The organism is Microcystis sp. M20BS1, assembly GCF_020245305.1.
In the GTDB taxonomy this organism is placed as follows: Bacteria; Cyanobacteriota; Cyanobacteriia; order Cyanobacteriales; family Microcystaceae; genus Microcystis; species Microcystis ichthyoblabe_A.
Genome location: NZ_JADBUZ010000096.1, coordinates 1 through 6,569 on the forward strand (window position 1 = coordinate 1; position 6,569 = coordinate 6,569).

A 6,569-nucleotide genomic window follows, 5' to 3' on the forward strand; every position below is an offset into this window, starting at 1 on the left:
CATTCTAGCAAATAGAGAGAATTCTTGTCCATTAAGAAATGTTACAAATTACATGGGTACATTAAGAAAAGTTAAGGGGCGTATCCATTGATGGATAAGGGTTTTCGGCTATTATAGTATATATGTATGGGGGAAGTTCAGGAATATAAAGATGTTGTCAGCCGTCCTAAGTTTAAGCTGTCGGAAGGAGTGATAAGAGAATGGTATAGGATTTTCGATACAGTTCCTAGATTAATTGATGTTCACAGCACCGTTGATTTCCCTAGAGATCGATCGGATGCTAAATTTCTAGCTTGTGTGATGACAAGTGATGCTGACTTTTTGATCACAGGTGATAAAGACTTTGAAGAAGTAGATAATTTAGGATCGACAACTATAATTTCTGCCTCAGAATTTAAAGCACTCGTGATCGATCCCGTTGCGGATGAAGAATCTTGAAATCCTGTTGATCCCGCGATACTCGATCGAAGGAGTCTTTATGATAAAAAGGAAGGGTAATCAGCTCCTCCGTAGGTTCTGGTGTGATGGCAAGGATATTAAATTGATATTGATTAAGACATAATTAGCTGGTTATAATTAAATTAAAAATGGACTATGCGGAACTTAACCTTAAGCAATGAACAAGCACTCGAATTAGTCAAACAACCCCCCGAAGCATAGCAAGAATGAGCCTTAATAATATGAGCAAAATTTTGATCGAAGTCAGTCCCAAAACAGCGGCAGCCGATCAATCCGCATCCTCTGAAGAAAAAGAGCGTGTTCGGATTTTTATTGATCTGTTGATGAGAAAGCCGAGTAAAGACGATAGGGACTTTCTTGGTAAGCTGATGGACGAAATTAGCAATCGATCCGAAGCTAGAGGATTAACACCCGAAATCCTAGAATCTCTATTAAATGAGCCTTGAATATTATTTCGTTTATATATTGACTAATGCGACAACTTTTTCTAAGCTTATAGCACTAATTATTGAAATATTTCTTCCTCTTTTTTGTGGTTTTATTTCTCGATCTCTTTGGGCAATTAAGGCTCTAGCATAGAGTCTCAAAAGGGCTAAATTTACCCCCGATTCATCGATAAAAATTAGTTTTGATGCCTCAATTTCCCGCACTTGTGACCAGTATTCTACTCTTTTTTGCTCTACCCTGTCACTTTCTTTTTCCGCCGCGTGTAGTGTTTTTTTTTGAAACTGTAATTGAGTTTTTGCGTCAGCCGCCCCAGGGTGGCTCTACTGACTTTCACCTGTGTCTTTTCATACAGTAATTCTGATAATTCTTCGAGAGTTGCATCATTGTTAGCTTCGATGATTTCTATTAAAATTATCAGTTGTTCACTATTTAACTTGGTTGGCGGACTTCCCCCTTGCGGACGAGGACGGATATCTCCTGTTTCTTTATATTGCTTCAATAACTTCTGAATAAAGCTTTTAGCCACGTCAAATCTCTGGGCTAGTCCTCGAATGGAAATTTTTTCTTTCTTCCAGACATCGATAATTTTTTGGCGAAAATCTACAGAATAGGGTCTCATAGGAAGCTGGCGAGTTCTATTATTTGTCTATTTGCTTTCTATTGTACCTCATAGCTCCAAGAATTTCTATAGACAAGATTTAGGATCAGAGTGATCGCTAGATTAAAGGTTAAGTAATGTTAAGATCATAATTCTTCATGAAGAAAGCGCATGATCGCCGAGTGACTGTAGCTAAAAATACCAAATTTTGCCCCAGTCACAATAAAGTAGGGATCAAGCGCATTCGATCGAAGCAAGAATTTTCTCCCCAGTATCTATGAATCAATCAGAAAGTTGCGGTAAGGTCTATCTCGTCGGTGCGGGTCCCGGGGATCCCGGTTTGTTGACCTTAAAAGCGAAAGTTCTCTTAGAAAACGCCGATGTTGTCCTCTATGATGCCCTAGTCAGCCCCTCGATTCTAGCCATGATTAACCCCAAGGCCGAACAAATCCATGGGGGTAAGCGTCGCGGTCGTCATTCTCTGGTACAGGAGGAAATCACCGATTTACTGATCCAAAAGGCCCAGACTAATGCCGTGGTTGTTCGTCTCAAGGGAGGTGATCCCTTTGTTTTTGGTCGCGGGGGTGAAGAAATGCTCGATCTGATCACCGCCGGAATTAGCGTCGAGATCGTGCCGGGGATCACTTCAGGAATTGCCGTGCCTGCCTACGCCGGTATTCCCCTCACCCATCGCGATTATAGTTCCTCCGTTACCTTCGTCACCGGCCACGAGATGGCGGGTAAATATCGTCCTCAAGTTAACTGGTCAGCGATCGCCCATGGTGCGGAAACAATTGTCGTTTACATGGGTGTGCATAATTTACCCCATATTATCGGCGAGTTAACCAAGGCGGGCAGAAGTCCAGAAACACCAATCGCCCTGATTCGCTGGGGAACAACACCGCAACAACAGCAGTTAATCGGTACTTTCAGCACGATTATGGACCAGATTGAAGCCACCGGCTTTGAAGCCCCAGCGATCGCTGTTATCGGTGCAGTGGTGGACCTTCACGATCTCTTGCAAGCGGGACAACCTTTGCTATCGAGGACAATCCCCCCCACCCCCATTTCTCCCTGATTCGGTTGCCATGCGTCAATATCAAAAATCCCTGACGATTACCACCAGTCCCAAGAATTTCCATCGTCTTACTGCCCCCATAGAAGCGATCGTAGCCGAATCGGGCATAACGACGGGATTATGCAGTATATTTGTCTGTCACACCTCCGCTTCCTTGCTGATCCAAGAAAATGCCGATCCCGATGTTCTCACCGATTTGGCCAATTTCTTCGCCAAGTTAGTCCCGGAAGATAGCAGTCTCTACTATCACTCTACCGAAGGGCCAGACGATATGCCCGCTCACATTCGCTCGGTCCTAACCCGAACATCGGAACAAATCCCGATCGCTAGGGGTAAATTAGTTTTAGGCATCTGGCAAGGTATCTATCTCTGGGAACATCGTCAGAGTCGTCACCAAAGACAAGTGGTGGTTCATATCACCGGGATCTGAAGCTTTGCGTATAGTTTTGTAATAGAAACTTTACTCGTACCCCTCATCGGAGTAAGATTTTTTCCGTGTACGATCAAATTGTTCGCTTTTTGAACAAAGAACTTCATATTTCGTAACAAAAGGAAACAATTTATGCGAAAATTGTTCGCTCTGGCCCTGGTGCTATCCCTCTGGTTCACCTTTGCCGCTCCAGCGTCGGCTGATTTGTCCAATCTGACCCCTTGTAGCGAAAATCCCGCTTTCCTACAAAAAGCGAAGAGTTTCCGCAACACCACTCCTGACCCCGAATCGGGAGCCAAACGCGCTCAAACCTACTCCCAAGCTCTCTGTGGACCGGAAGGCTATCCCCACCTAATTGTTGATGGTCGTTGGGACCACATGGGCGATTTCTTTATCCCTAGCATCCTATTCCTGTACATTACCGGTTGGATCGGTTGGGTTGGTCGGGCCTATTTAATCGCCGTGCGCGACGACAAAGATGCCGAAATGAAGGAAATCATCATCGATGTTCCCCTCGCTCTCAGCAAAATGTTAACGGGTTTTCTCTGGCCCTTGGCGGCTTTACAAGAAGCCACTTCCGGTAAATTAACCGTTAAGGATTCGGAAATTACCGTTTCCCCTCGTTAATTTTTGTGTCAAACCCTTGACTTTTTATTCCCTAGGAGAACTCAGATGGAAGGACTTACTAAATTTCTCTCGTCCGCACCCGTGTTAATTATGGCGCTGCTGACTTTCACTGCCGGGATTTTAATCGAATTCAATCGCTTTTATCCCGATCTCTTATTCCACCCGCTAGGTTAAAGCCAATCTCAGGTGATTAAAAGGGATACAGAGTCCACTGTATCCCTTTTTAATGGCAATGATCACAGGGGAATATTAAGAAAAGAAAGACACTGGAGACGACAGGCTCTCAAAATCGATAAGATACAGGTATCTGCAACCCCAGAGGTGGGACAAACCATGCTGTTAGATAGAGATTTGATGCTAGAAAAGCGGCTGCGGTATCAAGAATTACAAGAAAAATTAAAAGAGATTTGGCAGGGAGAAAACGTTCTCGAATCGGATGAATGCGATTATGATATCCTAGTTATCCCTTCTTTTAGTATCGATCAGAGAGTCGGTCAAAAAGTGGCGGGGTTTTTACATTACGAAGAAAGATTATTATTTTCTCTGATTCGATTGCGACACCCGAAAACTCGTTTAATCTATGTAACAGCGCAGCCACTTTCGCGGATGGTGATTGATTATTACCTGCAATTGTTGCCTGGGATTCCTTTTTCCCATGCTAATAATCGTCTGTTATTACTGACAACTCACGATAACTCTTTTCAACCTTTAACCCAAAAAATTCTGGACAGACCGCGCTTAGTAGCAAGAATCCGGCAAGCGTTGCGTCGAGATCGGGCCTACATGGTTTGTTTTAATTCTACTAATTTAGAGCGAGAATTGTCTTTACAATTAGATATTCCTTTATTTGCCTGTAGTCCAGATTTATTGTATTGGGGTTCTAAAAGTGGCAGTCGCGAGATTTTTGGTCAAGGCAATATTCCCCATCCTGACGGTAGTTTACAGGTAAATACGGTCAAAGATTTGTTATACGAAGCTGCTAGTTTGTGGTCCCGTCAACCGCAACTAAAACGCATGGTAGTGAAGTTAAATGAGGGGTTATCGGGAGAAGGAAATGCAGTTTTAGATTTACGTCCTTTAGGGGAAATTGTTGATAGTAACAGCCTAGATTTAAGCGAGAAAATGAATCTCTTGGCTAAACTATTAGACAAGATGAGTTTTCAAGCAAGGGATGAAAATTGGGACAGTTTTTCTGGCAGAATTGCTGAATTAGGGGCAATTGTCGAAGCTTTTATTGAAGGAGAAGAAAAGCGATCGCCGAGTGTGCAAGGTTATATTACACCCACGGGAGAAGTGAAGATTCTTTCCACTCACGATCAAATTTTAGGGGGTCCCGATGGTCAAATTTATCTAGGTTGCCATTTTCCCGCTGATGAAAATTATCGCCTGCAATTACAGGAATTAGGTCTAAAAATAGGGGAAATTCTGGCAGCCAAGGGAGCAATTGAACGCTATGGAGTTGATTTCGTCGCTGTTAAAAATCCAGAAACTTTAGTCTGGGATCTACAGGCGATCGAAATTAATCTGCGAAAAGGAGGAACCACCCATCCTTTTATGACTTTGAAACTTTTAACTAATGGTAAATATGATCGAGAAACTGGATTATTTTTCAGTCAACCTCACCAAGAAAAGTATTATATTGCCTCCGATAATCTCCACAAACCCCAATACAAAGGTTTACTTCCCGATGATTTAATGGATATTATTGCTAAACATCACTTACATTTTGATAGTAGCAGTAAAACGGGAACGGTTTTTCATCTCATGGGTGCGCTGTCAGAATTTGGTAAATTAGGGTTAACTTGTATCGGCAATTCTAGTGAGGAAGCGGCGGCAATTTATCAGCGTGTGGAACAGGTTTTAGATTGGGAAACAGAGCCTAGTTCCATAAATTTAGGTTATTATTCTGGATTACCGATCACTTGGATATAACTAGACTGATTTACTGGGTATAATTTTTTGTCTGAGAGATTTAATCATCCAAGCAGGCAGTTTCTGGCAGCCAATGACCGATAGTTTTACCTTGGTTAAAAGTTGTCTTGACTGCGATGCACTTAACTGGTTTAAATGACCTCTAAATATTTGCTATCGAGCAGAAATGAGCCTCGATCGAATTTTACACCCCAATAACCCCCCGGCCGGCGATCAATAACCGTGCCTATATCGTCGATATTGAGCAGATCCGGCGGCCGTAACATAGGCATGGGATCGGCGGTTTTCAGGTAAGGGGGAATGGCAATCAGACGGACTTTTCCCCCGATGCTAATTTCACTCATGGTACTGACTAGATGCGATCGTGATAATCTTCCAAGTTAGCATATTTCAAATCATTCTCAAGATAGATTCCCCAAAGAATAGGTGTTGTGTAAGCTGTTCTCGTCACATTTTTCCCTTGGGTTGGGGTGTTGCCTGACCTAGCGGCGAGGGTGGCGATCGCTATCAGTACAACCAAAAAAACCAAAATCTGAATCGTTAGTTGGGGAGAAGAATGTAAAGATTTCTTAAATTGTATTTTTTGATACAGTTGTGGGAAGAGAAATGTGTAAAAAAACGTTGTCTCCCTTTGTTCTTGGGTTGGGGTGTTGCCTGACCTAGCAAAGAAACGACAAAAGTAGGCTAATAGCCTCAAAGCATAAGACTACAAGCTTACACACAAAAAACACTACTCAGGAATAAAAAGTGTCTGAAATCGACGAAGGGCAAGCTATAATTGAGGATTGCTCTCTCCAAAATAAAGTTTTTACTGGCGATGCTTTACACTGTCAGAAAAAAACAATCAGCTTAATAATCAAGAGTAAAAATGATTATGTTATCACCGTTAAAGGAAATCAGAAAAATCTTTATCAGCGAATACAAGACCTGAGTAATTCCTCAAAGCCAGAAAGTTGCTTTCTCAAACAAGATAATAGTCATGGACGAAAAATATCAAG

9 protein-coding genes and 2 pseudogenes are annotated in these 6,569 nt (G+C 42.4%); 8 read left to right on the forward strand and 3 right to left on the reverse strand.

The features are described 5' to 3' along the window. The first annotated feature begins 126 nt into the window (after positions 1–126). Both IM507_RS09855 and IM507_RS09860 read left to right on the forward strand, forming a co-directional pair. On the forward strand, positions 127–438 hold the full coding sequence (locus tag IM507_RS09855) for a putative toxin-antitoxin system toxin component, PIN family (protein WP_287636945.1): 312 nt from the start codon (positions 127–129) through the stop codon (positions 436–438). 242 nt (positions 439–680) lie between these two features. Further along, positions 681–905 carry a hypothetical protein gene (locus tag IM507_RS09860; protein WP_002735305.1) on the forward strand — a complete coding sequence of 75 codons (225 nt, stop codon included), beginning with the start codon at positions 681–683 and terminating at the stop codon, positions 903–905. Positions 906–920: 15 nt separating this feature from the next. Here IM507_RS09860 and IM507_RS09865 read toward each other — a convergent pair. Continuing rightward, a pseudogene (locus IM507_RS09865) lies at positions 921–1,525 on the reverse strand (helix-turn-helix domain-containing protein); the annotation flags it as partial. Between the two features lie 256 nt (positions 1,526–1,781). Between IM507_RS09865 and cobA the strand changes: the two are divergent. The 5 genes from cobA to IM507_RS09890 all read left to right on the forward strand — a co-directional run bounded on the left by cobA (position 1,782) and on the right by IM507_RS09890 (position 5,571). Further along, positions 1,782–2,582 carry a uroporphyrinogen-III C-methyltransferase gene (gene cobA, locus IM507_RS09870; protein ID WP_123229972.1) on the forward strand — a complete coding sequence of 267 codons (801 nt, stop codon included), beginning with the start codon at positions 1,782–1,784 and terminating at the stop codon, positions 2,580–2,582. Positions 2,583–2,592: 10 nt separating this feature from the next. Then, positions 2,593–3,012, forward strand: coding sequence for a secondary thiamine-phosphate synthase enzyme YjbQ (locus IM507_RS09875; RefSeq protein ID WP_002737818.1), 420 nt, complete (start codon positions 2,593–2,595; stop codon positions 3,010–3,012). Between the two features lie 132 nt (positions 3,013–3,144). Further along, the gene (locus IM507_RS09880) at positions 3,145–3,639 is read left to right on the forward strand and encodes a photosystem I reaction center subunit III (RefSeq protein WP_002735968.1); all 495 of its coding nucleotides are present in this window, start codon (positions 3,145–3,147) and stop codon (positions 3,637–3,639) included. 45 nt (positions 3,640–3,684) lie between these two features. Further along, a complete protein-coding gene (gene psaJ, locus IM507_RS09885; RefSeq protein WP_002738148.1) occupies positions 3,685–3,813 on the forward strand; it encodes a photosystem I reaction center subunit IX in 129 nt (42 codons plus the stop codon). Positions 3,814–3,972: 159 nt separating this feature from the next. After that, the gene (locus IM507_RS09890) at positions 3,973–5,571 is read left to right on the forward strand and encodes a peptide ligase PGM1-related protein (RefSeq protein WP_123229974.1); all 1,599 of its coding nucleotides are present in this window, start codon (positions 3,973–3,975) and stop codon (positions 5,569–5,571) included. A 131-nt stretch (positions 5,572–5,702) separates the two neighbouring features. On the opposite strand, the gene sipA is transcribed toward IM507_RS09890, so the two are convergent. Both sipA and IM507_RS09900 read right to left on the reverse strand, forming a co-directional pair. Beyond that, positions 5,703–5,915 (reverse strand): regulatory protein SipA, encoded by a 213-nt coding sequence (sipA, locus tag IM507_RS09895; protein ID WP_002738252.1) that lies wholly within the window; start codon positions 5,913–5,915, stop codon positions 5,703–5,705. A gap of 8 nt (positions 5,916–5,923) precedes the next feature. Beyond that, positions 5,924–6,091: a hypothetical protein gene (locus tag IM507_RS09900; RefSeq protein ID WP_193745192.1), complete on the reverse strand. Its 168-nt coding sequence runs from the start codon at positions 6,089–6,091 to the stop codon at positions 5,924–5,926. Between the two features lie 224 nt (positions 6,092–6,315). On the opposite strand from IM507_RS09900, the pseudogene IM507_RS09905 reads away from it, so the two are divergent. After that, positions 6,316–6,569 (forward strand): annotated as a pseudogene (locus tag IM507_RS09905) (ISAs1 family transposase); the annotation flags it as partial.